General features: G+C 43.7%; 2 protein-coding genes. Both read left to right on the top strand.

Translation table 11 applies throughout. The features are described 5' to 3' along the window. Window positions 1-860: zinc-dependent metalloprotease (locus tag AB5935_RS26015; RefSeq protein ID WP_368327876.1), on the top strand; the 860-nt coding region annotated here is incomplete at its 5' end. Window positions 861-1,070: 210 nt separating this feature from the next. Next, a partial coding sequence (locus AB5935_RS26010) for a DUF4143 domain-containing protein (RefSeq protein ID WP_410525551.1) occupies window positions 1,071-1,461 on the top strand: 391 nt, incomplete at its 3' end.

Raw genomic sequence — 1,461 nt, 5'->3', positions numbered from 1 at the left:
ACAAACGCTATACGTTCGGAACGGAACTCGACAGAAACGATCCCCGCAACCAGAGTGAAGATTTGGGAGATGATGCCATGCTGGCAAGTTCGTATGGTATCAAAAACCTGAAACGCGTGATGCCTGAAATCATGAACTGGACTTATGAACCGAACGAAGGTTATATGAAAGCTGTCCGTTTGTATCAGAATGTGGTGGGACAATTCGACTTGTACATGGGCCATGTGGCTACCAATGTGGCCGGTATCTACCACAATCCGATTTCTGTGGAACAGACAGACATGAAAGCGGTGGAATATGTTCCGAAGGATATTCAGAAGAAAGCGGTCGACTTCCTGAACAAGGAACTGTTTACCACACCGACCTGGCTGATGGATGATAAACTGTCCGAAAGAACTGGTATCAATACTTTCAATTCGATCTACCGTGTACAGAGCAGTACATTGAAACAACTGCTTAGCAGCCGCACACTCGATAAGATGACGGACAACGAACTGGTCAACGGAGCGAAGGCATACACAGCCAACGATTTGTTCCGTGATTTGAAGAAGAGTATCTGGAGCGATATGCAAGGAGGAAAGAAACCGGATGCTTCCCAACGTAGTTTGCAAAAGACTTATGTCAATGCGTTGATTGGAATGCTTGATAAACCGAAGAACAGTTCCGGTTCGCTCGGAAGTCTGGGTGGTTATTCGCTCGTAGCTTTCGATTTCCCTTCTGAAGCACCGACTATTGCACGCGGACAGTTGACTGATCTTAGAAGAGACCTGACCAATGCGGCAAATGCTTCCAGTGGAATATACAGAAGTCATTATCTGAACTTGAAAGCGTTGATTGATGCTGCATTCGACGTGAAGTAGAAAAATAATTTACGATTAAGTTCATTTACGATTAGACGATTTACGATGTACGATTGGAGTTAGTACATGGTAAGTCGTCTAATTTGTAGATTAGCTGATTGTAAATACGTTCTTTTTGCCCCATATTTACGACAGTATTAGGCGGCTTTGCCCCATCTTTGAAACAAAATCAATGGTGTTTTGCCCCATCTTTGGAAATTCTTTATAACTTTGTTGCTGGAATTAGTTTATCCGACTACGGCAACGGAAGTTCCGGCCACTCCTGAAATAAAGCGTATGCCCAAACTGGTCTGGTTAGATACAGGATTGGTGAATTATGCGGCACAGGTACAGAAAGAGGTTTTGGGAGCAAAAGATATAATGGATGCTTGGCGTGGTATGATAGCGGAGCAGATTGTAGCGCAAGAACTGTTGACACTGACAGATAAAGTCAGTCAGAAACGTTGTTTCTGGGTGCGTAATAAAAGTGGTTCTAATGCAGAAGTCGATTATGTGTGGGTGCAGGATTCTATGGTTTATCCCATTGAAGTCAAATCAGGGCATAACGCCCACTTGCGTTCCTTACATTCTTTTATGAATCACTCTAATCAGACTGTTGCAG

This window comes from Phocaeicola sp. RTP21198st1_B8_RTP21198_201120 (genome assembly GCF_040929485.1).
Classification (GTDB): Bacteria; Bacteroidota; Bacteroidia; order Bacteroidales; family Bacteroidaceae; genus Phocaeicola; species Phocaeicola dorei.
This window is presented reverse-complemented; position numbering and strand designations above follow the sequence as displayed.